This window comes from Streptomyces capitiformicae, from assembly GCF_002214185.1.
GTDB lineage: Bacteria > Actinomycetota > Actinomycetes > Streptomycetales > Streptomycetaceae > Streptomyces > Streptomyces capitiformicae.
In genome coordinates, this window is record NZ_CP022161.1 from 9752925 (window position 1) to 9777566 (window position 24642).

At 72.9% G+C, this 24642-nt stretch carries 20 protein-coding genes; 11 read left to right on the forward strand and 9 right to left on the reverse strand.

The window, feature by feature from the left end; genetic code table 11:
- Positions 1–73 precede the first annotated feature (73 nt).
- Complete coding sequence (locus tag CES90_RS43820; RefSeq protein WP_189784197.1) at positions 74–988, reverse strand: ketopantoate reductase family protein; 915 nt, start codon at positions 986–988, stop codon at positions 74–76.
- A 167-nt stretch (positions 989–1155) separates the two neighbouring features.
- On the opposite strand from CES90_RS43820, the gene CES90_RS43825 reads away from it, so the two are divergent.
- Complete coding sequence (locus tag CES90_RS43825; protein WP_189784198.1) at positions 1156–1383, forward strand: DUF2277 domain-containing protein; 228 nt, start codon at positions 1156–1158, stop codon at positions 1381–1383.
- Between the two features lie 20 nt (positions 1384–1403).
- On the opposite strand, the gene CES90_RS43830 is transcribed toward CES90_RS43825, so the two are convergent.
- The 3 genes from CES90_RS43830 to CES90_RS43840 all read right to left on the reverse strand — a co-directional run bounded on the left by CES90_RS43830 (position 1404) and on the right by CES90_RS43840 (position 4631).
- Positions 1404–2591, reverse strand: coding sequence for an FAD-dependent monooxygenase (locus tag CES90_RS43830; protein WP_189784327.1), 1188 nt, complete (start codon positions 2589–2591; stop codon positions 1404–1406).
- Positions 2592–2692: 101 nt separating this feature from the next.
- Entirely contained in the window at positions 2693–3853 is a 1161-nt protein-coding gene (locus CES90_RS43835) for an FAD-dependent monooxygenase (protein WP_189784199.1), read from the reverse strand.
- 157 nt (positions 3854–4010) lie between these two features.
- The gene (locus CES90_RS43840; RefSeq protein WP_189784200.1) at positions 4011–4631 is read right to left on the reverse strand and encodes a DedA family protein; all 621 of its coding nucleotides are present in this window, start codon (positions 4629–4631) and stop codon (positions 4011–4013) included.
- Between the two features lie 335 nt (positions 4632–4966).
- Between CES90_RS43840 and CES90_RS43845 the strand changes: the two genes are divergently transcribed.
- The 7 genes from CES90_RS43845 (at position 4967) to CES90_RS43875 (ending at position 16775) form a co-directional block, all read left to right on the forward strand.
- Positions 4967–6106 carry an AAA family ATPase gene (locus CES90_RS43845; protein ID WP_208921587.1) on the forward strand — a complete coding sequence of 380 codons (1140 nt, stop codon included), beginning with the start codon at positions 4967–4969 and terminating at the stop codon, positions 6104–6106.
- A complete protein-coding gene (locus tag CES90_RS43850; RefSeq protein WP_189785527.1) occupies positions 6103–7392 on the forward strand; it encodes a serine/threonine-protein kinase in 1290 nt (429 codons plus the stop codon). Before CES90_RS43845 ends, CES90_RS43850 begins: the two co-directional genes overlap by 4 nt.
- Before the next feature lie 316 nt (positions 7393–7708).
- Positions 7709–12262, forward strand: coding sequence for a hypothetical protein (locus CES90_RS43855; protein WP_189785526.1), 4554 nt, complete (start codon positions 7709–7711; stop codon positions 12260–12262).
- Positions 12259–12708 carry a hypothetical protein gene (locus CES90_RS43860; RefSeq protein WP_189785525.1) on the forward strand — a complete coding sequence of 150 codons (450 nt, stop codon included), beginning with the start codon at positions 12259–12261 and terminating at the stop codon, positions 12706–12708. Before CES90_RS43855 ends, CES90_RS43860 begins: the two co-directional genes overlap by 4 nt.
- The gene (locus tag CES90_RS43865) at positions 12692–13273 is read left to right on the forward strand and encodes a hypothetical protein (RefSeq protein ID WP_189785524.1); all 582 of its coding nucleotides are present in this window, start codon (positions 12692–12694) and stop codon (positions 13271–13273) included. Before CES90_RS43860 ends, CES90_RS43865 begins: the two co-directional genes overlap by 17 nt.
- Positions 13270–15891 (forward strand): Hsp70 family protein, encoded by a 2622-nt coding sequence (locus tag CES90_RS43870; RefSeq protein WP_189785523.1) that lies wholly within the window; start codon positions 13270–13272, stop codon positions 15889–15891. Before CES90_RS43865 ends, CES90_RS43870 begins: the two co-directional genes overlap by 4 nt.
- Positions 15888–16775 (forward strand): tetratricopeptide repeat protein, encoded by an 888-nt coding sequence (locus CES90_RS43875; protein ID WP_189785522.1) that lies wholly within the window; start codon positions 15888–15890, stop codon positions 16773–16775. The genes CES90_RS43870 and CES90_RS43875 overlap by 4 nt, the downstream gene beginning before the upstream one ends.
- Here the strand turns inward: CES90_RS43875 and CES90_RS43880 are convergent.
- The 4 genes from CES90_RS43880 to CES90_RS43895 form a co-directional block, all read right to left on the reverse strand.
- Positions 16747–18777: a CHAT domain-containing protein gene (locus tag CES90_RS43880; protein ID WP_189785521.1), complete on the reverse strand. Its 2031-nt coding sequence runs from the start codon at positions 18775–18777 to the stop codon at positions 16747–16749. The two genes, CES90_RS43875 and CES90_RS43880, sit on opposite strands and share 29 nt — an antisense overlap.
- A complete protein-coding gene (locus tag CES90_RS43885) occupies positions 18774–19205 on the reverse strand; it encodes an effector-associated constant component EACC1 (protein WP_189785520.1) in 432 nt (143 codons plus the stop codon). Before CES90_RS43885 ends, CES90_RS43880 begins: the two co-directional genes overlap by 4 nt.
- A gap of 114 nt (positions 19206–19319) precedes the next feature.
- The gene (locus CES90_RS43890; RefSeq protein WP_189785519.1) at positions 19320–19631 is read right to left on the reverse strand and encodes a hypothetical protein; all 312 of its coding nucleotides are present in this window, start codon (positions 19629–19631) and stop codon (positions 19320–19322) included.
- A gap of 40 nt (positions 19632–19671) precedes the next feature.
- Positions 19672–20139 (reverse strand): DUF5707 domain-containing protein, encoded by a 468-nt coding sequence (locus CES90_RS43895; RefSeq protein WP_189785518.1) that lies wholly within the window; start codon positions 20137–20139, stop codon positions 19672–19674.
- A 213-nt stretch (positions 20140–20352) separates the two neighbouring features.
- On the opposite strand from CES90_RS43895, the gene CES90_RS43900 reads away from it, so the two are divergent.
- From CES90_RS43900 to CES90_RS43910, 3 genes are read left to right on the forward strand one after another with little or no spacing between them, the layout of a single operon-like run.
- Positions 20353–22653: a sensor histidine kinase gene (locus CES90_RS43900; RefSeq protein WP_189785517.1), complete on the forward strand. Its 2301-nt coding sequence runs from the start codon at positions 20353–20355 to the stop codon at positions 22651–22653.
- The gene (locus CES90_RS43905; protein WP_189785516.1) at positions 22650–23333 is read left to right on the forward strand and encodes a response regulator; all 684 of its coding nucleotides are present in this window, start codon (positions 22650–22652) and stop codon (positions 23331–23333) included. The genes CES90_RS43900 and CES90_RS43905 overlap by 4 nt, the downstream gene beginning before the upstream one ends.
- A 45-nt stretch (positions 23334–23378) precedes the next feature.
- Entirely contained in the window at positions 23379–23678 is a 300-nt protein-coding gene (locus CES90_RS43910; protein WP_189785515.1) for an SCO4225 family membrane protein, read from the forward strand.
- Between the two features lie 260 nt (positions 23679–23938).
- Here CES90_RS43910 and CES90_RS43915 read toward each other — a convergent pair whose 3' ends face one another.
- Entirely contained in the window at positions 23939–24628 is a 690-nt protein-coding gene (locus tag CES90_RS43915; RefSeq protein ID WP_189785514.1) for a GntR family transcriptional regulator, read from the reverse strand.
- Between the last annotated feature and the right edge of the window lie 14 nt (positions 24629–24642).

Below are 24642 nucleotides of genomic sequence, written 5' to 3' on the forward strand. Positions count from 1 at the left end.
GGGGTGGCTGTGGGGTCTCGGCTTCGCTCGAGCGGGAGGTGCTCCCTCGCCCCAGCGGCACGATTGCCCGCAGTCAAGCGTGGCGGCGTCGGAGTTCCCGCACCACCCTCGTTGTCACGGGAACCGGTACATCGTGTCGCGCCGCTGCGCGGAGCAGGGCTCCGCCGATCGCGTCCAGTTCCAGGGGGCGGCCCGACTCGGCGTCGCGTTGCATGGAGGACTTGGTGAGGGGTGGGAAGGCGTCGTAGCGGCGGAGAGCCTCGGTGGGGTCGGTGGGGGAGCCGACGGCTGCGCTCACCGCTGCCGTTTCCTCGACCAGGGCGGTCAGTTCGTCCCGGTGGTGGGTGCGGATCTCGCCCAGGGGGAGGCCGTAGCGGGTGGTCAGGAGGGCGAAGGGGGCCAGGAAGGACATCTTCGCCCACAGCACCGCCGTTTCGTCGGGCAGGACGCGAGTGCCCAGGCCCGACCATTCGAGGGCGCCCGCGAGGGAGTTGAGTCGGTCGCGGGGGACCGTGTCGCCGGTCAGGTCGACGTCGGCGAAGGGGCTGCCGTGTTCGATCACGCCCGGGGCGACGCGGGTCGACTCGACGCGGATGGTCGCCGGGGCGATGTGGGCGGCGGCGTCGGCGTAGTGGGCGCGCAGGGCCGCCGGGTGTTCGACTCCGTTGAGGAACGGTACGACCAGGGTGTCGGGGGTCAGGGCCTTGGCGGGGAGGCGGTCCAGGGCCGTGGTCAGGGTCGTGTGCTTGACCGTGATCAGGGTCGCGTCGACCGGTTCGCGCAGTTCGGTCGCCGTCTCCACGCGGGCGGTGAACTCGCCGAAGCGGGCGCTGCGGACGGTGATCCCGTTCTCGTCCAGAGTCCGCGCGGTCTCCTCCCCGGCCAGGCAGATCACGCGGTTGCCGGCGCGGGCCAGCAGGGCGGCGAGCAGGCCGCCCACGCCGCCCGGGCCCAGTACGGCCACCGTGAGCCGTTCGTTCGTTGTCATGCTCCCCCTCGTTTCCGCCGTTTCCGTTGGTCCGGTCGGCCGGACCGGCCGACCCCGGTGATGATCACAAGGGGCGGAAGGTGGAGTCAATCCTCGGAGAAGCTTGCTGATATCCAAGGGAAAGCTTGGGTTGCGGCCTCGGTGTGGGCGTGCGCGAGACTGGGCGTATGTGCCGCAGCATCAAGACTCTCCGACCGCCCGTCCTCCCCGAAGAGGCCACGGAGGACGACATCCGTGCCGCCGCCCTCCAGTACGTCCGCAAGGTCTCCGGCTTCCGGGCGCCCGCCGCCCACAACCGTGAGGTCTTCGACCAGGCGGTGGACGCGATCGCCGCGGCCACCGCCGAACTGCTGTCCGGGCTGGAGGTCCGCGGCGCGGCGCGTCGGGCCGGGTAGCCCTGTGCCCCTCTTACTGCTTACTGCCTGCTCAGGTCGTCGTTTTCGGCGAGGACGTCGTCCGCCCACGCGAGCGAGTGCGGGCCGAACCTGTTCTCGGCCGCGTACGCCGTCAGGCGGGCGTTGCGTGCCTGGGCCTCGGGGCCGTCCGGCAGGTGGTAGTCCGTGCCCGCCCGCTGGGAGCGGGCCTGCACGCGGGTGGCGGTGGAGATCCGGCGGCGCGCGTACCGGTCGAGCGCGCCCGGTACGTCGGCCGGTGTGGCCCCCGTGAGGACGTCGCCGAGCACGGCCGCGTCCATGATCGCCTGTGCCGCGCCCTGGGCCTGGAACGGCACCATGGCGTGGGCGCTGTCGCCGAGCAGGGTCACGCGGCCGAGGTTCCAGCGCTCGAGCGGGGCGCGGGTGTGGATGCCGTAGCGGAGCATCAGGCCCGAGCGTTCGAGGAGGCTGAGCACCCGGGGGTCCCAGCCGTCGAACATCCGCTGCTGCTCGCCCGGCTCGGCCCGGGCGGTCCATGACTCCTGCGCCGCCTCGGTCTGGAAGATTCCCACGACGTTGAGCAGTTCACCGCGCCGCACCCAGTAGTGGACGACGTGCCGGTCCGGTCCGAGCCAGAGGGCGTACTCCGGCAGGTCGAGGTCGGCCACCTCGGCGGCCGGGAGCAGCGCCCGGTAGGCGGCGGTGCCCGAGAAGACGGCGGCGTCCGTGCCGAAGAGCCACCGGCGGGCCGGGGACCGCACCCCGTCGGCGGCCACGACCAGGTCCGCTCCCAGACGCTCGCCGCTCGCCGTCGTCACGTAGGCGGATGTGTCGTCCTGGTCGATACCGACGGCGGCCGTGTTCAGGCGCACGGACCAGGGCGGCACCGCGTCGGCCAGGGCCTGGTGCAGATCGGCCCGGTGGACCTGGAGGTAGGGCGCGCCGAACTCGTCCTCGGCGTCGCGGCCCAGTGTGTAGCGGGCGATCAGTGTCCCGTCGGACCAGGTGCGGAAGGTCAACTCGGTGGGTCGGGTGGCCCGTTCGGCGACCGCGTCGAGCATGCCCAGCCGGCGCAGTACGCGTGTGGCGTTGGGTGCGAGCTGGATCCCGGCCCCGATCTCCGTGAACCGCCGCGTCTGCTCGACCAGCGTGACCTCGCACCCGGCGCGCCGCAGACTGATCGTCGCGGCCAGCCCGCCGATCCCCGCCCCCACGACGATCGCGCTGATCCCCGCTAACCGTTCCGCTTGTGTCGCCGAGTGCGTATCCATGAGTCCCCCTGATCGGACCATACCGCCGACAGGGGCACACGTAACCCACGGAAACCGCCTCAACCCAGGCTTGGCGGAGTCCAGTTGGTGTGGCGGAGGAACGCCCGGACGGTCAGGCGGGACGGGGTCAGGCGCAGGGCGGTGTTGCGCAGGGTGATGGCCGTGGGGTGGGTCAACTGGTGGCCCGCTCGGCCCGCTTGGCGGGCGGCGCGGACGAGGGTGCGGGTGCGGGGGCGGCGTTCGGCGTCGTAGCGGGCGAGCGCGGCGTCGACGGTGGGCTCGGTGGCGAGCGCGGCGGCGAGGACGGTGGCGTCCTCCAGCGCCTGGCCGGCGCCCTGGCCGAGGTTCGGGGTCATGGCGTGGGCCGCGTCGCCGAGCAGGGCGATCGGGCCCACGGCGAACGTCGGCAGGGGAGTGGCCAGTTCGTGGATGTCGTGGTGGAGTACGGCGTCGGGGCGGGTCGCGTCCAGCAGCGCGGGGATCGGCTCGTGCCAGCCGGCGAACCGGCGGCGCAGCGCGGCGAGGGTGTCCGCGTGCCGCACACCGGGCGGTGACTTGATCACCGCGTGCCATTCGGCGCGGCCGTCGGGGAAGGTGATGTGCCCGAACTCGGCGCCCTTTCCCCAGGTGAGTTCCAGGTCGCCGGTCAGCGTGACCGGGTGCTCGGTGACGGCACGCAGGACGGTCGACCCGCTGTAGGCGGGGCCGGGGTGGTGCGGGAACAACAGGCCGCGCAGTCGGCTGTGGACGCCGTCGGCGACGACCACCAGATCCGCCTCCAGCTCCGCACCGCTCGCCAGGGACACCCGCGCCGGGGCGGTGCCGCCGCGCTCGACGGACATCACCTCCGCGCCGACCCGCAGGCACCCGGCCGGCAGCGCCGCACGCAGGACGCGATGCAACTCGGCCCACCGGACACCGAACACCGGCACCCCCGACGCCCGCTCGATCGCCGCCCCGTCCATCCGGATCAGCCAGTCACCCGCCGGGGTACGGGTACCCCCGCTGTACTGGGGCCGCGCGGCCGCCCGTATCGCCTCTCCCACACCAAGCGCATCCAGCGCCCGCACACCATTGGCATGCAGGGAGATCCCACCGCCCACATCGGCCAGCACGGGCGAGCGTTCGACGACGGCCACCTCCCAGCCGGCTCTCCGCAACCCGATCGCGGCAGCCAGCCCCCCGATCCCCCCACCGACCACCAAGGCGGTACGCCCCATGCGTCAACCTCTTTCACGAAGGCCTGAGCGAGGGCGGGGCGGCCCGCAGGGCCACGCCCGTAAGGGGCGCGGGGCTGTGTCGATCTGCGGCTCCGCCGCGTGGGCGCGACCGGCCCCCACCAACCCGCACTCGCCCGACAACAGTTGGACCCTAGCGCTAAGGCGCTGTTGCCCCAGCGGAGCGCCCCCGCATGAAATACGCCGCCACCGCCCCTGCCCCGAACAGCGCCGCCAAAGACACCGCCGTGGCGAGCCACGTCGGCCCGAGCCACTGCGCGCCGAGGTAGCCGAGGGCGACGCTGTACGCGGCCCAGGCGAGGCCGGCGAGGGCGGACCAGGGGAGGAAGTCGCGGGCGCGGTGGCGGGCGGCGCCCGCGCCGAGGGAGACGACGGAGCGGCCGGCGGGCGCGAAGCGGGCGACGACGACGACGAGGCCGCCACCTCGGGCGAGCGCCGCGCCGAGACGTTCCTGCGCGGTCGTCAGGCGCCGGGAGCGGGCGATGGCGCGGTCCAGGCGGGCGCTGCCCCGCCAGGCCAGCCGGTACGCCACCAGGTCGCCGAGCACGGACGCGGTGGCCGCGGAGAGGATCAGCAACAGGATGTCCGGGACGTCCCACGGCATCGCCCCCGTCGCCGTCCCCGCCGCGGCGGCCGTAGCCGCACCGACGACCAGGACACCGCTCGGCAGGACCGGAAGGAACACGTCCAGGAGGATGGACGCGGCCACGACGGCGTAGATCCATGGGCCGGCGGCCAGCCACCCCAGACTCTCAAGCACCGAGCACTCTCCTGTTTTCCCCCTGTGCCACGGTGATCCCGTGACAGCCGATCAGCGTACGCCTCGGGTATGACAGAAGGCTCACGGGGGCTCATGTGTCCGTCACACACTGTTCATTCGGCCATTGAGCGTCACCCGGCCGGCAGGCGCTCCCATGAGCGTCACCCGGTCGGCAGGCGCTCCCAGGGGTTCGGGAGGAGTGAGGGAGGGGCCGCCGGGGGTGCGCACGCACCCCCGGGTCCGGGGCCGCGCCCGGGTCCGGGTCCGGGGCCGCGCCCGGGGCCGCGCCCGGGGCCGCGCCCGGGGCCGCGTCCGGGGCCGCGTCCGGGTCCGTCGTGACCACCGAGGACGTGGTGCGGGTCATCGCCGAGGTGTCGGGCGTGCCCGCCGAGCAGATCGCCGGCATCGGTGGCGAGCGGATCGACTACGAACAGGCGCTGGGCGGCTCCGTCTTCGGCCAGCGGGACGCGGTCGGGGTGGTCGCCGGCGAGCTGCGCCGCATCAAGGCGGGCCTGGCCGGGGCGAGCGGCGGCCCCGCGTCGGTGATGCTCTTCGCCGGGCTGACCGGCACGGGCAAGACCGAACTGGCCAAGACCGTCGCGAGTTTCTACTCCGCCTCCAAACGCCTGGTGACCTACCCCATGGCGAACTTCACCGAGGCGCACAGCGTGTCGGGCATCATCGGCTCCCCGCCGGGATACATCGGCTACGAGCGCGGCGGCAAACTCATCAACGAGCTGAACGCGGACCCGTACGGCGTCTTCCTGCTCGACGAGGCGGAGAAGGCCCACTCCGAGGTCTGGCGGCCCTTCCTCAACCTCTTCGACGAGGGCTGGATCGTCGACCAGCGGGGCGTCAAGGCCCATGGCGACCGGGCGATCTTCATCCTCACCAGCAACGCGGGCGCGGAGATCATCTCCCGGATGACACGGGAGGGCCGGCCCGAGAAGGAGATCGTGGCCGCGGTGAAGGAGGCGCTGCTCCGGGTCGGGGACCAGTCGCGGGGCGGGCCGGTCTTCTCCCCCGAGTTCATGGCGCGCATCGACCGGATCATCGTGTTCCGGCCGCTGGATCTGGAGGCGATGGTCGGCATCTGCCTCAAGACGGTCGACAAGCAGCGGGCGTGGTGGCTGGAGAAGCGAGAGAAGGAGCTGGTCGTTCCCGAGTCGCTGATCGACTACGTCGCCCGGCGTGGACATCTGGCGAACGAGGAGTCGGGGGGCAAGGAGGGTGGCCGCGTCATCGGCAAGCTCCTCAAGGAACTGATCGACCAGCCGCTCCTGCTCGAAGGGGAGCGGCGGGAGGAGGAGTTCCGGCGGTGTGACCGGATCGAGTGCGTGTTCCATGCCGCCGGGCCCGACGGGCCCTGGACGGAGATCCGCTTCAGTCCGGCCCAGGAGAAGGAGCAGGAGAAGGAGACGGAGACGGAGACGGAGACGGAGCAGGAGACCCGGTGGCAGGAGGTCCAGGAGTGAGTGGCCACGGGGACGGGACCGATCTGCGGTCGTTCGAGGGGCGGGTGATCAACGACCGTTATCTGCTCACCAAGTGGATCGGCGGCGGTGCCTTCGGTGCCGTGTTCCTCAGCGAGCAGCGCATCCTCGGCCGTCCCGTCCGCCGGGTCGCCTGCAAGATCTCCCGGGACGCGGGGATGACCGAGGCGGACGCCCGGGAGAAGTTCGCCGACATCCTGCGGCTGGCCGAGGCGATGGACGGGATGACCGACTCCGAGGCCCGCCGTCACCTCGTCCATGTGTACGACGGGGGGCTGGCCCATGACGCCGGCGGCCGGGCGTTCCTGGTGATGGAGTTCGTCCAGGGCACCACGCTCGCCGACCAGTTCGCGAGCATGAAGACCGTACCGGCCCCGCAGTTGTTCAAGTGGGCGCGGCAGATCTGTGTGGCGCTGCGCGGACTGCACGCCCTGGACCAGCCGTTGCTGCACCGGGACCTCAAGCCGGACAACGTGCTGTTGGGCTCGGATCTGACCGTACGGCTGATCGACTTCGGTCTCGCCGCCCGGCTGCTGGAGTCCGGGTCGGTCCCCGGCGTCGTCGGCACCCTCACCTACATGGCACCGGAGACCTCCCAGGGCCAGAGCGTGCCCGCGTCCGACCTGTACTCGCTCGGGGTGCTGATGTACGAGGGGCTGACCGGCCGGCTGCCGTTCGAGCACCTCATACCGCCGCCGGGGCTGCCCGACACGATGCACGGCATCTGGCTGTACGAGCAGAAGCAGGGGAGTCGCGCGGCGCCGCCGTCACGGTTGAACAACACGGTGACGCCGGAGATCGACGAAGTCGTGCTGCGCTGCCTGGAGTTCGAGCCCGCGCGGCGGTTCCGCAGCGCGCAGGAACTCCTGGACGCGCTGGACCGGGCCCATGCCGGACCCCGTCGTCCGTCGCCGGGCGCGATCGCGCTGGAGGAGGCTCGTGAGCAGGCGGCGAAGGGGGATGCGGCGGGGGCCTGCCGCACGCTGCGCGTCTGTCTGGACTCCAAGTCGGGGGAGGTCCCCCCTCCCCTCCGGCTGGCGATGCTGAACGAACTCGCCCGGCTGTTCGACGCGCAGGGCGACCCGGCCGGCGCCGCACGGCACCTCGCCGAGGCGTGGGAGCTGGTGCGTGACAGTGCGCTGTTGCGTACGCGGAGGGAGCGGTGCGAGTTGCTGTCGCGGGCCGCCGACGCGTATGGGCGGGCCGGGAACACGTATCAGGCCGCGCGGTTCGAGGATCTGCTGCGGCGTGAGAGGAGCCGGGGGTGACGATGCGCTCCGCTTGCAGTGCCGGGATGGGCCGTCGAGTGACTGCGGCCTCGTCGTGGCTGCTCGTCGCCCCGCGGCGGAGCCGCATATGGACACAGCCCCGCGCCCCTTGGGGCGGGGTGCTTCGGGGCTCTTCCGGGACGCGAGAGGAACAGAAGGTGAAGCGCGCGGCTGGGGGTGCCGTGGTAGGTCGTCGGGCGTCTGCGGCTGCGTTGTGGCTGGTCGCGCCCCGCGGCGGAGCCGCATATGGACACAGCCCCGCGCCCCTGTCGGGCGCGGCTGCAGTGGGCCGCTCATACAGAGCGAGCGTGGCCTTATGAGTCCTTCGGCGTCCTTCGGGGATCGGTTCAGTGCGTCGGGGCGGCTGCGCAGGTTGTGGGCCGCGGCCGTCGAGGAGGCGGATCCGCAGAGCGGGCTGGTGCGGCTGCGCGACGTGTGTGCGCGGATGGAGAAGCGGCCCGACGCGGCTGCTCCGATGTGGGGCGAGTTCCTGCGGTCGGTGACCGGGCAGCCGTTCCGGCCCCTGCTCACCGACGCCGACTTCGAGGCGTTGGAGCGGGTCGGCGGGCTTGTCGCGGGGACCGGCGAGGTCAGTCTCGATCAGGCGCTGCGGCCGCTGGCCGGGGCGCGGTTCGGGCGTGGGGAGGGGCGGCAGGGCGTCGAGCTGCTGACCAGGCTGTACTGGGCCGAGTCGGTGCCGGACCAGGCCAGGGCCGCGCTGGCCGACGAGCTGGCCCGCTCCCGTGAACGGGACGCGCCCCGGCTGGAGGTCTACGCGGATCTGCTGCGGCGGGGCGGGCCATGGCCCCCGGCGGTCGTCGCGCTGGTCGCCGACGTGCTGCGGGTGGACTTCTCCTCGGACCCGGAGCGGTTGCGGCGGGCGGCCGCGCTGGCGGGGACCGGGGTTCCGGGGGCCGACCGGGCGGCCGGGCTGCACCGGTTGCTCGTGGCCGGGGAACCCGACGCGGCCCGGGAGCACCTTCTCGCGGCGTGTCAGGCGGACCCCCGCGACGAGACCGCGCTTCTCGGGTTGCTGGTCGCACACGTACGGGCGGGGCGGGCCGCGAGCATTCCGGAGTGGGCGCTCGACGCGGCGGACAGGGCCGCGCCCCGCGTCGCCGCGGCGGCCGCCCTCGGCCGGATACTGGCCTGGTTCGACTCCGACACCGACGCCCCTCCCCCGGCCGCCGACCGGCTGGTCGCGCTCGACCTGACCCACGAGGCGGGACCCTGGCCCGCCTACGCCCTCGGCCGACTGCACCTCCTGGACGGCGACGCGGCGCGGGCCCGCGACCTCCTCGTACCCCTGGCGTCCGGCGATGTACCCGTGACGTCCGGCGAGGTACCCCTGCCATCCGGCGAGGTACCTCTGGCATCCGGCGAGGTACCCCTGGCATCCGGCGATTCCGTTCTGCCGCGGTGGCGTTACCACGCCGCCTGGTCGCTGCTGCTGGCCGGTGACCGGGCCGGACTCCGGCTGCTGAGCGACACGATGACCCGGCGTCCGGACGACTGGGCGTTCGCCTGTCTCCTGCTGGACTCCGAGCCGGACGCGGGGCCCGGCAGCAACGCGCAACACGTCGCTACGGCGCCCCCGCCCGGCTATGAGCCGATCGCCCGGATCCGCAGCGACATGGCCGGGGGGCGACGGCCACCCGGTCCACCTCCGGCTCGCCCCGATCCGCCCCCGAACGGCGGCGACCCGCCGGAGCGGCTGGAGGCGCTGCGTACGGCGCTGGCCGAGGCGTACGGCCGGGCAGACGGGGCGGCGGACATGGCGGAGCTGCTGAGGCATCCGCTGTACCGGCGGCTGCCGCGGGCCGACCGGTTGCTGTGGTCGGGGCTGCGGGCACTGCGTGCCGAGCCCGAGGAGGGGCGGCGGTTGCTCGGTTCGGCGCTGGCCCTCGGGCACCAGCGGGCGGCGCTGGTGCTGGCGGCGCACCACCTTCAGGAGCGCCGTCCGCGCCGGGCACACCGGCTGCTCGCCGGGCTGACCGGCGCGAAGGCGGAGCTGCTGCGGGTGTGGGCCGAGGCGGCCGGCGGCGCGGCGGACGAGGAGGTCGAGGCCGGGCTGGCGAAGCTGGCCAGGAACCGGCTGCCGCAGGTGCCGTACGTGGTCGGCGCGGTCCGGCTGCACCAACTGGCCGGGGAGGGCTCGACGTTGGACCCCGAGGACGCCCCGTACCACGCGCGGCGGGCGGCCAGGGAACTCGCCGGAGCCGTCGCCGCCGCACCGGACGCCGTACCTCCGGACGCCGCCGTACTGCTGCGGGCCGCCAGGACCGTCACCCACGGCACCACTCCCCCGCCGGACGACGGACCGGGCCACGAACCGGCCGGGCTGCCGCCCGCCGTACGGCAGCACCCCTGGACGGAGTGGGTCCTGGGGCTCGCGCTGCTGGTGGAGGATCCGGAGGCCGCCGGGCTGGGGCTGTGCGGGCGGCTGGCGGCGCTGGTCGAGGAGACCGACGAGCCGCCCCCGCAGGCCGTGACCGTGCTGGCCACCGCGCTCACCCGGGCGGGCATGCTCAGCGAGGACCCCGGCCGCCGCAACGCCCTCGCCCAGCTGGTGCGCGACCTGGCCGACCGGCACGACCTGCCGGACGTGCACGCCCTCGCCGACCGGCTCGTGGCCGCCGCGATGGCACGGCCCGCCCCCGGACGGCCCCCGGTCCGGGCGGAGCGGCTCTCCGGCGCCGTACAGCCGGTGCTGGCGCTGGCCTCCGCCGCCGGTGACCTCTCCCGGGGCGACCGGGACGCCGCCTTACGGCAGTTGAGGGCCGCGCCGGGCGACGACGCCGTGTGCGCCCTGCTCGCCGACGTCCTGGACGGCCGCCCACCCGAAGCGGCCCCGCCCGACGGGCGCGGCGAGCGGGCCGCGCTGCTCCGGGTCGTCCATGCGGCGGGGCTCGTCGAGAGCGACGCGACACGGTCCCTGGAACTGCTCTCCGCGGCCGCCGACGACTGCGACCTCTCGGCCGTCACCGACGTCAACCGGCTGCTGCCCGCGCTCCTCGCGGGCGACGGCAAGCCCGGCGGCAAGGCCGGGAACGGCGGCAGGAACAAACCCGGTGCCAAGGGCAAGCCCGGTGGCGTCAAACGCCGTCCAGGCCAACCCCACCCCCTGGCCGGCCTCGTGAAACGGATGATCGACGACAACGCGCCCGGACTCGCCCCGGCGGTCCTCGCGGGCTGTGCCACCGCCATAGGGGAGTACGAGCTGGCGGAACAGCAGTGGAAGCGCGCGCACGACGCGAACGGGGAGGGGGACGGGAACGACTCCGGACATGTGCGTACGCAGTACGGACGGCTGCTCTGCCACCGGGCGGTGACCGCCCGCAGGGCGGAGGATCCGCTGCGCGGCGCGGAGCTGTTGCGCCGGGCCGCCGGGCTGCAACCCGCGGAGGGCCCCGGGCTGAAACCCCTCCCGTCCCCCCGCAGAGCCAGGTCGCTCGCCCACGGGCTCGAATACGACCTCTACGTCGACCGCCTGCTGAACGAGCTGTTCCCCGGCACGCTGCCGGAGCCCGTCCCCTGGGAGCGGCCCGGCCGTTACGCGGCTGCCCTGGAGAAGGCGATCGAGGCCGACGGCAAGCTGACCCGAGCCCTGCGATCGGGCGGACGCAAAGGCGTCCGGCGGGCCTGGGAGGAGCGGGTGAAGACCCTGCGGTACGGCGTCCGGCTCCACCACACCCTGGCCGTGCTGTACCGGGAGGTGGCACTCGGCGGCCCCGCGTCGGCCTCCTCGGCGGGCGGGAACCTGGCCCGCGCGACCGTGCTGTGGACCCTGCTGCTGGGCTCGGCGGATTTCTGGGAGCAGCACGGCGAGACGCCCGCCGGGCCCGACGCGGAGAGGCGGCTGCGCGACGAGGTGTGCACGGAGTTGTTCGCCCTGCACCGCAAGCTCGGCGCCGAGGCCCTCCAGCCGGGGCAGCCGGGCCAGTCGGGGCAGTCGGGGCAGTCGGGCCAGTCGGGGCGGCGTCAGGCCGCCCGGCTGCATCTGCGGGTGCTGGACGCTGTCCGCGAGGGCGAGTCCGCCGTGCACGGCCTTCTGCGGGAGTTCGACTTCCCGTGGTCCCCGGCGGGCGACCCCCAGCGCTGGGCCGGGATCTCCGCGCTCGCCGGTTCGGTCATCGACGAGTGGTGCGCCGAAGTCGTCCGGACCGCCGAGAAGGCGCTCAACGACCCCGCCGCCATCACGGAACTCGACGAGGGCATCGACAAGGACTACGAATCCGGCGTCCGCCTCCTTGAACCGCTGATCGACCTCGGCATCCCGCTGCCCCGCCTCCTCCAGACCGGCCTCCAGTGGTACAACGACCTGCAGAACTGCCATTACCGCATGAGCAGGACCGGGGAACTACGGAAAGTCGTCGGAAGGGCGCGCAGGTTCGCCGACGCCCTCGCTCCGCTCTGCACCCCGGGCAAAGGACACCTCCCCGGCAACAGCGCGCTCGGCGTGCACTTCGTGGACCGCGCGCTGTTCGTCGCGCAGGACAGCCGCGCCGCCGTCAAGTTGTACGAAGAGGCGCTGAAGTGGGATCCCAGCAACCCCAGCGCCCCCCAACTGCTGTCCAGCACCAGGGGCGCCGCCCAGTACGGCGCCGCGATGAACCGGGCCCTCGACGCGCTGAAGACCCAGAACTATCCAGCTCTGCTGAGCGCGGCGCGGGAGGCGGAACAAGCGGCCGACAACGACAAGGACCGCTCACAGACCCTGGTCCTGCAGGGCGTCGGTCACATCGGCACGGCAGACCGGGCCGCGGCCCGTGCGGTGCTGCGCAGGGCCTTGGTACTCGACCCGACCTCGGACACGGCTCACACGCTCCTCGACAGCATCGACGACGACCCCGAAGAAGGAGACCTATGAAGCCGAACCCCTTCCACGTCCTCGGACTTCCTGTCTCGGCGAGCGACGAGGAGGTGGCGGAGCGCTGCCGGGAACTCGGCCTGACCGGGCCACAGGAGGCGGGCGCCCTCGCCGAATGGGCCAAGGACGAGTTGATGGGCTTCCCGGAGACACGGGAGTTGCACGTCCTGCTGGAAGTGCCGGACACCGACTACGACCGCGGTGAGCGGTGGGAGGACTTCGCCCGGCAGTACGGTCGCCGTCCGGTCGCGTTCGACGCCGGGTCCGGGCCGCCGGCCGAGGCGCCGAGGGCGGCGGACTTCGACCTCGCCGCGGTGGCCCGGCGGCTGCTGGACGGGATGCTGACCCCGCCCGCCGTCGACCTCCGCCCCGCCCTGGACCACGCGCCGGTGCCACTGCGCCTGGAGCGCCCGCCGCTGGAGGTGCGCGATGTCCTCTTCGGTTAACACCCCTTCGGTGGACTGGGACGAGTTCGAGGAGCGCCCGGTGCCGGACGGACCGGCGGGACCGGCGGGACCAGCGGGACCGGCGGGACCGGAACAGCCGGACCCCGTCGCCCCGGGCCGGGAGATGGCCGCCGTACTCCAGCGGTACTGGGCCGACCTGCAGGACGAGAGCAACCGGGTGCAGAAGGAGACCGCGGCGGCCCGCAAGGTCCTCACCGAACTGGCCGTCCACGTCGCCCGGTTGGACGGCCTGCTGCGGGAGGCGGCCGGACCGCTGGCGGCGGCGGGCGAGAAGTCGCTGGGCCGCCGGCTGGAGGTGGCGAGGAAACAGGTCCTCGAACCGCTGCACTCGATGGACATCACCACGCAGGACCCCACCGGCAAGCCGTACGAGTCGGTCGCGGACGTCGTCGACATCGCCGGCTGGCGCTACGGGCCCGAGTTCACCGCCGAGGTGGTGGCGGAGACCGTGGAGCCGATCGTGCTCGACCGCGGCACGGTCGTACGGCTGGGACAAGTGATCATGGGCGCCCCGTCGAGCGCCGTAACGAAGGACAACGGATGACGCAGTACGTGAGCAAGGCCGTCGGCATCGACCTGGGGACCACCAACAGCGCGGTGGCGGTGATGAATCCGAGCGACACCGACATCGTGATCCACCAGGACGGCATGAACGCCCGTACGACGCCGAGCTGTGTGTGGCGCAATCCGCGCAGCGGCGAACTGGTCGTCGGCCGCAAGGCGTTCGCGCGGGTCGGCAGCGAGCCGCAGCCGATCACCTCCGTCAAACGCCTGATGGGATCACCCACGACGGTGTCGCTGGCACCCGGCGAGGAACGCACGCCCGTCGAGATCTCCGCCGAGATCCTGCGGGAGATGAAGCGGCAGATCGAGCGGGACGTGACGGAGTTCGACACCCAGGACGTGAGCTGGGTGGTCGACCGGGCCGTCGTCACCGTCCCCGCGTACTTCGACCAGCCGCAGATCGACGCCACCCGCAAGGCGGCGGAGAGCGCCGGGCTGCGGGTGGTGGACCTGCTGCACGAGCCGACGGCCGCCGCGAGCTACTACTGCTGGCGCACCGGCACCCGGGACGGCACGTTCCTGGTCTACGACCTCGGCGGCGGCACCTTCGACGTGAGCGTGGTGCGCTGCAAGGCCGGCGACTTCAAGGTCCTCGGCATCAGCGGCAACACCATGCTCGGCGGCGACGACATCGACACCGCCCTCGCCCGCCACATCCAGCAGTTGCTCATCGACGACGACTGGGCGATGGACCTGGACCTGGAGAACGACGCGGAGGACCGGCTGCGCTTCCGGCAGCTGAAGTCCCTCGCGGAGTCCGCGAAGAAGGGCCTGTCGGACCGTACGGAGTTCATGCTCCGCGACGCCGGCGGGCTCACCGACAAGGACGGGCAGCGGGTCGTCATCGACACGCTGATGGAGCGGACGGAGCTGGAGAGGATCGCCCGGCCGCTGCTGGAGCGCACCTTCCAGTACTGCGACGAGGCGCTCGACCAGGCGACCACGGAGGCCGGGATCACCCTCGCCGACGTGGACCAGATCATCCTGGCCGGGGGCTCCACCCATCTGCCGCTGGTCCGGCAGATGGTGCGCGAGCGGCTCTGCTCGCCCGCCCCCGGCGCCGACGGGCCGCGGGCCAGGTGCGCCGAGCCGGTGTACGAGCAGGTGGACACGGTCGTCGCGCTGGGCGCCGCCGTGCGGGCGTCGGCGGTGGGCGGCCTGGACATCCTGAACGAGGAGCGGACGGTCCGGGTCGGTTTCCGCGGCACTGTCGTCACGGCCACGGACCGCACGGTCGTCGGCGGTACGGTCGAGGCGCTCGACCCCGACCTCGCTCTCACCGGCGGCTCGGTGCGGCTCAGCACCGAGGAGTACGAGGACGAGGCGCCGCTCAAGCCGGGCGGCAGCTTCGCGTTCACTCGCATTCCCGTCCAGCCGGACGCACAGAGCCTGCTCACCGTCGAAGTGTTCGACGCGGACGGGGAGTTGCTGGCGACGGTCGGTCGTGCGGTCGTCCACGACCGTGACGCCGGGGCCAAGCCGGTCGGCAGTCCGGTCAACGCGGCCATCAACGCCAAGCCGATCCTGCTGGAGGTGTCCCGCGAGGGCCGTACGGAGCGCGAGCCGCTGATCCCCGCGCTACGGCCGCTGCCCTTCAAGGACCGCTACGACTTCAGCCACCCCGGCGACACCACCACCGTGGAGTTCCGGCTGTACCAGCAGGCCCGGCAGATCCAGGTCATCAAGGTGCCGGTGCCGTCCTCGACGCCCCGGGGCACGGTCATCGACCTCGACGTGGAGATGGACGTGCACTCGCTCATCACCGTGCGCGGCTCGATCGGCGACCACCCCTTCGAGGCGCTCGTCGAGGTGCCGCCGGAGGCGGAACTGCCCGACGAGGAGCAGGTGGCCGAGCTGAAGCGGCGCTTCGAGCAGGGCGTGGAGTTCCTGCCCGCGGGCGAGGCGGCCGTGAAGACGGCCAAGATGGAGATGGCTCAGACCGCCTTCAAGGACGCCCTCGCCCGGGGCGAGAAGGCGGTAGCGGGCCATGAGTTCGAAGAAATGCAGGCGATCGCCGACTCCGTCGGCAAGCACGAGACCGGGGATCTGCAACCGCCCCGGGCGGACTTCGAGAAGCTCGTCCGCGACTGCGCCGAACTCAACCGGTACGTCGCCTCGTTCAGCGCCGAGACCGAGACCCCGCACGACGAACGGGAGATCGCCCAGGCCATCGAGGTCCAGCGGGACCAGGGCGAGCGGGCCCTGAGCGCCGGCGACCAGCGGTCGTACTCCGAGGTCATCACCCAACTCCAGCACATCTTCGACCACTTGAGGACGCTGGCGTACCGGCACCACCAGCAGACCCAGCCGCTCGCCGAGACCGAGATGGCCGCGTCCCAGCTGCAGAGCGCCCTGGACACCCTGCGCCAGGTCCGCACCCAGGTCCAGGCCTCGCCCGCCGCCACCCCCGAGCACCGCCACGAGGTGGAGAGCATCGCCCAGCGGCTCGCCGGGCTGCAGGCGCTCCTCGCCCAGGATCCGCGCCGGGTCCAGCAGGAGGCCGCGCAGGAACGCCAGCGCCTGATCCGCCTGAAGAGCATCATCGGGGGTCCGTTCGACGACCCGGACGACTCCGGAATCCCGGTGGCCACCCGATGACCGCCGCCGCTGCCGCTGCCAGTGCGATGCACATCCGCTGCCCGGTGGTCCTGTGCCGCAGGGAGAACCCGTACGGTACGGAGCTCTGCGCGGGCTGCCGTACGCCGCTGGCCGGCTACGCGCGCCTGCACACGTACCCGGCGTACCTGTTCAACCGGGGTCTCGCCCTCGCCCGCGAGGGCCACCTCACCGCCGCACGGGACTGCTTCGCCGCCGTCGTCCTCTGGTGCCCCACCGACACCGAGGCCCGCAACGCCCTCGCCCTGACCGCCCTCCACCTCGGCGACCCCCTGGAGGCCCACCGCCACTGGACAGAGTCCCTGAGCCGCAGGCCGGGGGACCTGAAGGCGACGCGGGGGCTTGCGCGGTTGGCGGAGCTTGCGGGGGCGGATGAACGGGATGAGCGTGGCGGTCCGGGTGAGCCTGCCGGGTCCGGCGGATCCGCCGACGCTGCGGCGCCGAGCGAGCCGGATGTAGCTGGTGTGCTGGAAGTACCGGGGGCGCCCGAAGTGCCTGTCGAGGTCTCCGAGCTGGGCGAGGCCGTCGAGTCCATCGCATCCGCCGAGCCCAGCGAACCCGCAGAGCCCAGCGCATCCGCCGAGCCCAGCGAACCCGCAGAGCCCAGCGCATCCGCCGAGCCCAGCGAACCCGCAGAGCCCATCGAGCCCGCAGAGTCCGTCGAGCCCGCAGAGTCCATCGAGCCCGCAGAGTCCATCGAGCCCGCAGAGTCCGTCGAGCCCGCAGAGTCCATCGAGCCCGCAGAGTCCGTCGAGCCCGCAGAGTCCGTCGAGCCCGGCGGGCGGGGCGAGGCGATCGAGCCGGTCGGGGGCGGCGGGGGCGGAGACGAGTCCGGGATCAGCGGGAGGTTTTCAGGGAGCGGATGAGTTGGTCGGGGTCGAGGCCGAGGTTCTGGATCAGTTCGCGGGCCGATGAGCGCTCGTCCTCCAGCAGGGCGAGCAGGATCGCGGCCTCGCCGACGCGGGCGGACGGGACGCGCGCGGCGGCGTTGTGCCGGCGAGCCTGGTCCAGAACGTCGTGGACGCGGGGAGAGAGGTCGCGGCGGTGGGGCGTGAGCATCTCGGAGAGCTTCCGGAAGGCACGCTCCCCGGCGCTCCCCTGCTCGTGCATACCCCGGCGCAGGACCTCGCTGCCCATCGCGCCGAAGGCGAGCAGCAGCGTGTAGGTGCCGATGACCTCTCCGTGCTTCTGAGCCAGCACATTCGCGAACCGCATCACGCCCACGGCGTTGCGGCTCAGGTCGCCCATCGGCAGCAGTCCGTCGCCGTTCAGCTCGGCAGTGTCGTGGACCGGGTCCGGAACGTTGTCCTCCCGTTCGCTGTCCGGCAGCAGTCGGTCCAGTGGGACCCCGCACATCTCCAGCAGCAGCCGGGAGGAGACACCACCGCCCACGGCGACGAAGGCGACCGTGATGTCGGCTGTGGTGATGGCGGACCGGCCGTCCTCGGCGGCACGGGTGGCCGCGTCCGCGAAGACACGGATGACAGTGTCGGACAGCACGCTGCCATCGTCCGTATCGAGGCCGGCGTCGGAATCGTCGTCGTCCGGGCCGGCGCTGCGGTCGACGACGAAATGGATCATCTGGTCGAGGGCCGCCATGGCGCTCGCCCCGATGCTGTCCTCGATCCGCTGCCGGATGTCGGCCTCGCCGAGCAGCCCTTGCAGCAGATCGACGGAGGCGACCCCGCCCCGGTCTGCGGCAGCCGCCCGTACCCGCCGCATCAGCTTCTGCGCGTCGGGGGCGAGAACCATCGTGAGATCGTCGTCCTCGGGCGGCTCCGGCGGCTCGTGGATCCCCGTCGCCGCGTCCTTGCTGATGCCCGCGGACGGGTCGCCGTACAGGATGAAGGACGCCCAGGCGGCGTCCGGCCGTTCGCGGAGCGCGGCGCGGGCCGCCCGGACCGCGCCGCCGGCCGGCTCGCCCGCGAGCAGCCGCCCGTAGAACTCGGCGGCGAACAGCCAGGCCCCCTCGTCGGCGACGTCGGTGCGGGTACCGACGACGGTCTTCGCGCCCAGCGTCATGAACGACATGCACATGTTGGCGACCTGCCCCTCCCCTGCGGAGGCGCAGCCGTTGATGAAGGTCACCGGTGGCGCGCCGCGCGACGAGAGGTTCTGCAGCGCGACCCCGTGGAGGAGTTGGCGGTTGTGCATCATCAGCCCGCTCGTACCGGCCCCGGTCGCCACATGACCGCAGAAGTGGAAGAGGTCGTAGGGCGTCTCCTCCGAGGCCAGTTCGGTGATGACGTCGAGCCGGGTGGCGTCCCTGCCCAGCAGTACCTTGCACTCGATACCCCGGTCACGCAGCCATGCCGCGACCTTCGCGACCTCCTCGCGGGCGGAGGGAAGGTCACCGACGGTGTCGCCCACGATGAGCGCGCGCCGCACCCGGCTGATGCTGCGCCCGCCGACAACGGGCCGCTTGCCCACCAGCTTGCGCCCGAGGTCGTGCTTGAGACCGAGGAAGTCCGTGCCGTCGTGCAGCAGTTCCCAGGGGACCTCCTGCTCGTTCGTGCGCACCAGGACGGGTCCGGTCGACGCGTGCAGCCGGGTCACCAGCTCGGCCACGTTGCCCTGGAGGCGGGGGAACATATGCCCGTAGAGCAGCTTGCCCCACTTGGCCAGCTCCTTGGCCGGGCCGGACGTCGAGGTCGGTGCGGCCCCGTCGACGGCGGCCGCTTCCGTCAGGGCGTCGTCGATCCGGTTGCGATAGTCCCGTACCAACCCCGGGTCGACCTCGACCGTGTACTCCATCTCGAGCGGAGGGCTGTCGCCGGCGGTGCTGCCGACCCGCAGTTCGTACTCGTAGCGGACGGTCATCGTGTCCTGCCCGGTGACCCGGACGTTCAGCGTGGCCGGCTCGCTCATGACGGGCTGTGCCGCCGGATGAACGCCTCGACGAGTCGCTCCTCGGCGGCGGTGGAGGGCTGGACGATCTCCACCTTGTCGTCGCCCATGATGACCGTGATCGAGGTGACGCCCGCGGACCCGTCCGCCGCGCCCGTCCCGCCGTCCGTCCCACCGCTCGGCCCGGTGTCACGCGCGCCCGTCAGCCAGCCCCGGATCGTCTCGATGATCGCGACCAGGGTTCCGGCCGAGGTCACCACAAGGGTGGCCACCTCGACGACACCGCCCGAGCGCCGTCCGGGCTCGGGCCGTGCCGCGTAGACCGGTTCGACCCGCGCGACCCCGTCCTCGGCCAGCCTCCGTCCCAAGGCGGCCGGCGCATCCGCTCGTACATCCCCGTTGAGGACCAGTTCGCACGCGAACCCTCCGCCGGGCTTCCGCTCCACCACGTACGACCTCCATCTTCTGCCGACAACACTATGACGCGCCGACGCGGCAAGGAGGTTCTTCGACCACATGCGACCCAGTCGATACGACACGGGGGCCCACGACTTGAGGGGGCGTCACATCGTTTCGATGCTCGCGTAGAGGAGGGCGGTGAAGCTGGCGACGACCATGAAGTACGCGCCGCCGGCGGCGAGCAGCGCCTTGTCGGCGCCGATCCGGGAACGCGCCACCGCATACGCGAGCATGGCGGCGCCCAGACCGACGACGACTCCGTACAGCGCGGCGAACCAGCCGATGCCGAGCGCCACGGCCGCGACGGCGGCTACCAGCAGGGCGCGGTTCCTGCCGACGTCGCGACGTACCAACGCGTACATCGCGCCCCCGCCGACGAGTCCGCCGATCAACGCGATGGTCAGCAGCAGGTCCATTGTTGCCTCTGTTCCGATTTCTGGTCAGTGGTCCAGTGGTTCAGCCGGCGACGTCGAAAGTGGCTACGCGGGGCGCGAACGCCGTGCCGCCGTCCTTGGCCGTGGCCAGCGCCGAGACGTACCACGTGCCCTTGTCCATGTCGGCCACGTCGTCCTTCGTGACCTTCAACGAGTAGGTGCAACGGGACGTCTCGTCCGTGGTGCTCTCGCACGTGGCGCTGTCGACGTGCCGGAGTTCCGCCTCGGTCGGATCGAGCTTCGAACTCGCGGGCCAGACCAGGACCTTGAGCCCCTTGACGCCGGAGTCGTCGCTCACCTCCGCGGTGAAGGTGAGCGAGCCCGCGCGGCTGCCGGACGGGGCGACGTAGCGGACCGAGGTGTTCTCCAGGGTCGTCTCCGTCTTCGTCGGTGACTTCGTGGTGGCCGAGGCGACCGCGAGACCACCGGCGGTGATTCCACCGACGGCGAGAACACCGACGAGCGACGAGACGACAATGCGCTTGGACATGGGAATTCCCCCTGAATGGGTTGTGGGAGCAAGTGGAGAGGCAGTCGGCCGATCGCCTTCTCGATGTGATCGAGGCTATGGCGCGACCCCCCGCCCGGTCCTCGGGCCGCAGGACGATTGCCGCGTCGAACCGGAGATAGAGAAGCCCTCGTCACGAGATACCCCTCCAGCCTGAGGGGGCCGGCGTACGGGCGGCCATAGCCTTGCCCCGTCATGAATCGAACCGATGACCGACCGGCCCCGGTCCTGCTGATCTGCGCCGCCCAGGCCCTGGTGTGGCCCGGCGCGGCGCTCGTGCGCGGGACGGTCCCGTCCGCGTCCGCTCTTCTCGTCGCGGTCCTGGTCGCCGGAGTGGTGACGGCCGCGCTCACGCTGCGCCGTACCCGCCCGGTGCTCACCCTCGTCGTGGTCGTCGCGGCGTGCGCGCTGGGCGCCGGCCCGCTGCCCGTCGGGGCGATGGCGGTGCTCGGGACGGCGGGCGTCGCGCTGGCCCTGTTCAGCGTCGCCACCGAACGCGACACCTTCACCGCCGTGCTGTGCGTGGTGACCCTCGCCGCCTGGCAGCTCCTGCAGGACATCACCCTGCACGGGCTCAGCGACCGCGACGGACTCGACCTCGTCCTGACCGCTCTGCTGTACGCCACCACATGCGGCGCCGGCCTCCTCGTACGACGCAGGACGCGCGCACGGCAGGCGGCCGAACAGCTGCTGCAGCGGGCAGAGACCGAGCGCCACCGGCTCCCGGCGGCCGAACGGCGCCGTATGGAACGGGAGTTGCACGACGTCAGCGCCCACCATCTGACGGCCGTGGTGGTCACGGCGGGCGCGGCGCTCGGCCTGCGCGACCGTCGTCCCGAACTGACCGACGAGGCACTGCGGTTCGCGACGGAGACCGGCCGGGAGGTCACACGGGCGCTCACTGCCGTACGGGCGCCGGCGCCCTCGCGCGAGGATCTGCCGTCGCCGGAGGAACGGCTGCTGGACCTGGTCGCCGGGTTCCGCCGCCTGGACCAGCGGGTGGACTGCGAGATCGACCCGCTCCCGGACGGCACGGTCGCGGACGCGGCGTACGGCATCGTCCGCGAGGCGCTGACCAACGTGGCACGGCACGCGCCCGGCGCGCATACGACGGTGCTGTGCCGGTACGGCGACGCCCGCACGGACGTCGTGGTGACCAGCGCGGCGCCGCCCGCCGGTGCGGCGGCGTACGGCGCGGGACTGGGCGGCGGACGCGGCCAGGGCTTCCTGCGGTCCCGGGCGCGGGAGGCGGGCGGCACACTGCACACCGGCCCGACGGCGGACGGCGGTTGGGAGGTACGGGCGGTCCTGCCCGGCCGGACCGCCGCCCCCGTGGCGCGGTCGGTTCCCGCGGCCTACCGTCTGGCGCAGGTGACGGCCGCCGTCGGCCTGTGCCTGCAGCCGCTGCTCCCAGTGCTGGTCATCCGCGCCGAGGAGACGTCGAGCGGTTCGCATGTGTCGGCGGGTGTCCTCTTCGCGCTGCTGGCGGCGGCCCAGGCGGTGGCGTTGCTGTGGCTGCGCCGGGCGCCCCTCACGGCGTACGGCGTCCTGCTCGGCCTGGCCGCGCTGTGGCCGGTGGCGATGGCGACGGGCTCGTACACGGGTCCGGCGGCGCTACCGCCGGTGATCGGCATGGCGGCCACCTGCGCGGCCCTCGCGGGGGAGGCCCACGGGAGTCGGAAGCGCGTTCCCCTCGTGGCGGTCGCCGCCGTGGTGGTGCACGCGGCGGCCGCGACCGTCGCCGTCCTGGACCGGGGTACGACGGTCCCCGGCTGGGCGGTCGCCGCGGGGGCGACGGCCGGCGCGGCGTCGGCGGTCGGCGTCGCCCTGTGGGTCGGGGTCCGGCGCGGGCGGCGGGACCGGGCCGCGCGGGGTGAGCGGAAGGAACGCCTCACCGCCTGGACGGAGGAGGCCGTGCGGGACGCGTGGGCCGAACGTCGCCGGATCGCCGCCGGGCTGGAGACCACCGTGCTGGCGCGCGCCGCCGACATGGTCGCGGAGGCGGAGGCGGGCCGCCTCGACGCGACCGCCGACCGGGCGCGCGAGGCGCTGGCCGCGATGCGTGCGCTGCTCGATGCGGTCCGCGCGGGCGAGTCGGGCCCCGGGCTGCGCCCGCAGCCCACCCTCCAGGCGCTCGACCTGCTCGCCCATCAGTGCCGGGCCACCGGCCGCGACGTCGAGATACGGCTGACCGACCGCGTACCGGAACACCTGCCCACCGAGGTGGACCTGGCCGCGTACCACGCCGCCGAGACGGTGCTCGCGGCCGGCGGCGAGGACCCCGCCGTGCTCGAACTCGACGCGGACGACGATAAGTTGACGCTCACGGCCACCGGGGTGCCCCGCGCGGCCGAGCCCGAGGTACGGCAGCGGCTGACGGCACGGGTCGAGGCGCTCGGCGGCACCCTGACCACCGGCCCACAGGGCACACTTCACCTCCGGCTGCCGCTCGCTCCGGCAGGGGGTCAACAGGCAGAGGAGGAGAGGGACCGATGAGCCTCAAGGTGCTGGTGGTCGACGACCAGGGAGTCGTACGGGCGGGCTTCGCCGCGATGATCGACGCGGAGGAGGACATGACGGTGGTGGGCGAGGCGGCCGACGGCGCGGCGGCGGTGCGCCTGGCCGCGGAACTGGCCCCGGACGTGGTCGTCATGGACGTCCGTATGCCCGAACTGGACGGCATAGCCGCCACCCGCATCATCACCGCCCGGGACGACGCCCCCCGGATCCTGGTCCTGACCACCTTCGACCTCGACGCGTATGTCTTCGACGCCCTGCGCGCAGGGGCCTCGGGCTTCCTCCTGAAGGACGTACTGCCCGCCGAACTCCTCCAGGGCATCCGGGTGGTGGCGACCGGCGAAAGCGTTCTGGCCCCCTCCGCGACCCGCCGCCTGATCAGCCACTACGCCTCCGGCCCCGGCACGGCACCCCGCTCCGCGGACACCCCCCGCGAACTGGACAGCCTGACGAGCAGCCAGCTCAACGTCCTCGCCCTGGTCGCCTCCGGCCTCAACAACGCGGAGATCGCCGAGACCCTCGGCATCACCGTGGGCACCGTCAAGTCCCACGTGAACGCCCTCCTCCGCAAACTGGGCCTGCGCGACCGCGTCCAGGCCACGATCCTCGCCTACGACCTGGGCCTGGCCCACCCCAACCCGCCCGGCTCCCCCGTGTGACACGCCACCCATCCCGGGGGAAACCACTCGCCCAAGGAACCGCCCATGCCCACCCGCTCCGTCTCCCTCCCCCACCGCCTGCGCCACGCCCTGGCCCATCCCCTGGCCCTCGCCTACCTCGCCCTCTGCGCGGCCCTCCTGGTCTGGGCCCTGATCACCACCGCCGCCTCGGACGAATCCATGGCAGGCGTCATCCCCGTCCTGGCCACCGCACCGGCCAGCCTCGTCCTCCTCTTCCTCCCGGACCACGTCACGATGTCCATGGCCGCCGTCGCCTTCGGCGCGCTGGCCAACGCCACCCTGATCGGCCTCTGCGCCCGAGCGCTGCGCCGGGGCCGCGACTGAAGCGGGCAGCGCATCCGGCGACGAGCGATCCTGGGCGAGGACACCGTCGTCTTCGACGCGCTGCGCGACGCGGACGGCAACGAGGCGGCCCGCCTGTGGCGGGTGAAGATCGAGCGCTGCGTCCGGTACATGATCGCCCGGCTCCCCGAGGACGACATCGCCCCGCACCTGTGGACCACCCTGGCGGGCAGGCCGCTCCGGGCCGGGAGGATGCGCGGGGCGGCGCGCACCGAGGCACTCTCGGGCTGCCCGGCGCGGTGTCAGATGGCCTCGCGAATCGCCCGCTCGAACCCCTCGACGTGACCGCGGGCGAGCTGTGCCGCCTTCTCGGGTTCCCCGGCGACGATCGCCTCGATCAGCGGTCCGTGCTCCTCGACGTGGCCGGCCATGTCGGACAGCCGGTCGATGAACAGGCACCAGATGCGGGTCGCCAGGTTGTCGTGGCGGACAAGGGTGTCCTCCAGGTACGGGTTGTGCGCGGCGGCGTAGATGGCGCGGTGGACCTGGAGGTCCAGGTGCATGAGCTCGGTGGAGTCGTACCCGCGGGACTCGCCGCTCGCCACGCTCTCCAGCTCCCGCCGCAGGGCCGTCAGGGTCGCCCGGTCCGTGGCCGTGGCGCGTCGCGCGGCCTGGGCGGCGGCCAGGGGCTCCAGCTCCTGGCGTACCTCGGAGATATGGGCCAGATCGGTGATGTTGACCTCGGTGGCGAAGGTGCCGCGCCGGGGGTAGGTCGTGATCAGGCGCTCGTACTGGAGCCGCTTGAGCGCCTCGCGCACCGGCGTCCGTCCGACGCCGAGGGACTGCCCCAGCTGCTCCTCGTTGATCGGCGCGCCCGGGCGGATCTCGAGCATGACGAGCCGGTCGCGGATGGCGCGGTAGGCACGCTCGGCGAGGGAGATCTCCTCGCCCCCGGGCTCCCCGCTCCTGGGCTCGGTCGCCGTCTGCTGCATGGATGCCCCCTTGA

Coding starts and splice junctions, on each gene's coding strand:
- CES90_RS43820 (WP_189784197.1), bottom strand. CDS start 988: ATGACAACGAACGAACGGCTCACGGTGGCCGTACTGGGCCCGGGCGGC.
- CES90_RS43825 (WP_189784198.1), top strand. CDS start 1,156: ATGTGCCGCAGCATCAAGACTCTCCGACCGCCCGTCCTCCCCGAAGAG.
- CES90_RS43835 (WP_189784199.1), bottom strand. CDS start 3,853: ATGGGGCGTACCGCCTTGGTGGTCGGTGGGGGGATCGGGGGGCTGGCT.
- CES90_RS43855 (WP_189785526.1), top strand. CDS start 7,709: ATGAGTCCTTCGGCGTCCTTCGGGGATCGGTTCAGTGCGTCGGGGCGG.
- CES90_RS43860 (WP_189785525.1), top strand. CDS start 12,259: ATGAAGCCGAACCCCTTCCACGTCCTCGGACTTCCTGTCTCGGCGAGC.
- CES90_RS43865 (WP_189785524.1), top strand. CDS start 12,692: ATGTCCTCTTCGGTTAACACCCCTTCGGTGGACTGGGACGAGTTCGAG.
- CES90_RS43870 (WP_189785523.1), top strand. CDS start 13,270: ATGACGCAGTACGTGAGCAAGGCCGTCGGCATCGACCTGGGGACCACC.
- CES90_RS43875 (WP_189785522.1), top strand. CDS start 15,888: ATGACCGCCGCCGCTGCCGCTGCCAGTGCGATGCACATCCGCTGCCCG.
- CES90_RS43880 (WP_189785521.1), bottom strand. CDS start 18,777: ATGAGCGAGCCGGCCACGCTGAACGTCCGGGTCACCGGGCAGGACACG.
- CES90_RS43890 (WP_189785519.1), bottom strand. CDS start 19,631: ATGGACCTGCTGCTGACCATCGCGTTGATCGGCGGACTCGTCGGCGGG.
- CES90_RS43895 (WP_189785518.1), bottom strand. CDS start 20,139: ATGTCCAAGCGCATTGTCGTCTCGTCGCTCGTCGGTGTTCTCGCCGTC.
- CES90_RS43900 (WP_189785517.1), top strand. CDS start 20,353: ATGAATCGAACCGATGACCGACCGGCCCCGGTCCTGCTGATCTGCGCC.
- CES90_RS43905 (WP_189785516.1), top strand. CDS start 22,650: ATGAGCCTCAAGGTGCTGGTGGTCGACGACCAGGGAGTCGTACGGGCG.
- CES90_RS43910 (WP_189785515.1), top strand. CDS start 23,379: ATGCCCACCCGCTCCGTCTCCCTCCCCCACCGCCTGCGCCACGCCCTG.
- CES90_RS43915 (WP_189785514.1), bottom strand. CDS start 24,628: ATGCAGCAGACGGCGACCGAGCCCAGGAGCGGGGAGCCCGGGGGCGAG.